Annotated in this window: 2 protein-coding genes; both read right to left on the minus strand. The window is 67.9% G+C overall.

All coding sequences use genetic code 11. The features are described from left to right. A partial coding sequence (glmS, locus tag BST28156_RS34435; protein WP_174904574.1) for a glutamine--fructose-6-phosphate transaminase (isomerizing) occupies nt 1-1,352 on the minus strand: 1,352 nt, incomplete at its 3' end. Between the two features lie 54 nt (nt 1,353-1,406). Next, nucleotides 1,407-1,736, minus strand: a 330-nt coding sequence (locus BST28156_RS34440; protein WP_302478111.1) for a DapH/DapD/GlmU-related protein, incomplete at its 5' end; no start/stop codon positions are given.

Consider the following 1,736-nt stretch of genomic DNA (forward strand, 5'->3'; position numbering starts at 1 on the left):
ATCTGCGGCTCCAGCGCGAGCACGCTGTTCAGCGCGGCCGGCAGGTGGCGCAGCTGCTTCAGGAATTCCGCTTCCTGAGCGGCGTCGACGTGCCCGCGCAGCTTGCCGAGCGTCGCGGCCAGCACGAACAGCGCGACGAGCTGGGTCGTGAACGCCTTCGTCGACGCGACGCCGATCTCGGTGCCCGCGTGCGTCAGGAACTGCATCTCGGTCAGGCGCACCATCGCGCTCGTCGCGACGTTGCAGACCGCGAGCGTATGCGTGTGGCCGAGCGACTGCGCATGCTTGAGCGCCGCGAGCGTGTCGGCGGTCTCGCCCGACTGCGAAATCACCAGCACGAGCTGGCGCGGGTTCGGCACCGACTCGCGGTAGCGGTATTCGCTCGCGATCTCGACCTGGGTCGGGATCTTCGCGATCGATTCGAGCCAGTACTTCGCGGTCAGGCCCGAGTAGTAGCTGGTGCCGCACGCGAGGATCAGCAGGCTGTCGATGTCCGCGAACGCGGCGGCCGCGGCGTCGCCGAACAGCGACGCGTCGAACGTTTCGGTGTGCGGCACCGTATCGCCGATCGCGCGCGGCTGCTCGAAGATTTCCTTCTGCATGAAGTGGCGATAGGGGCCGAGCTCGACCGCGCCGCCGTATGCGCTGACCACGCGGATCTCGCGCTGCGCGAGCGCGCCGTGGCGATCGACGATCTTCACGCCGTCGAGCGACAGCTCGCACATGTCGCCTTCCTCGAGGAACGTGAAGCGGTCGGTGCTGCCCGCCAGCGCGAGCGCGTCGGACGCGAGGAAGTTCTCGCCGTCGCCGTGGCCGACGACGAGCGGCGAACCCTGGCGCGCGCCGACGACGGTATGCGGCTGGTCCTTGTGGATCACCGCGATCGCGTAGGCGCCGTGCAGTTGCTGCACCGCTTCGCGCACGGCCTCGAACAGGTCGCCGCGATACAGGCTGTGCACGAGGTGCGCGATCACTTCGGTGTCGGTCTGCGACACGAATTCGTAGCCCTTCGCGCGCAGCGTTTCGCGCAGCGGCTCGAAGTTCTCGATGATGCCGTTGTGCACGAGCGCGAGCGCGCCGGACGAGAAGATCGGATGCGCGTTGTGCGTGACGGGCGCGCCGTGCGTCGCCCAGCGCGTGTGCGCGACACCGGTCGTGCCTTCGAGGTGCGATTCGCGCACCTGCGCGTCGAGATCGGCGACGCGCGCGACGCTGCGTGCACGCTGGGGGCCGTTCGGTTCGAGCACGGCGACGCCGCACGAATCGTAGCCACGGTATTCGAGGCGCCGCAATCCTTCGATCAGCACCGGAACGATATTACGCTGCGCAACTGCGCCGACAATGCCGCACATGAATGGACAATCCTGTAAGTCGACGCGGGCGCCGCACGGGCGCCCGCAAAAGGTTCAGCTTTTCTTCTTGACCGGGCGGACGTAGCCGCTCTTCGCGGTCTGCGTCTTCTCGTTCAACGCCAGCATGCCGTCGGCGACGTCCTTCCAGACCGTCGTGCCGGCCGCGATCGTCACGCCGCGGCCGACGCGCACCGGCGCGACGAGCTGCGTGTCGGAGCCGACGAACACGTCGTCCTCGATCACGGTGCGGAACTTGTTCGCGCCGTCGTAGTTGCAGGTGATCGTGCCCGCGCCGATGTTCACGCGCGCGCCGATGTCGGCGTCGCCGATGTAGGTGAGGTGGTTCGCCTTCGAGCCGTGGCCGATCACCGCGTTCTTCACCTC

The sequence above is a fragment of the Burkholderia pseudomultivorans genome, from assembly GCF_902499075.1.
GTDB lineage: Bacteria > Pseudomonadota > Gammaproteobacteria > Burkholderiales > Burkholderiaceae > Burkholderia > Burkholderia pseudomultivorans.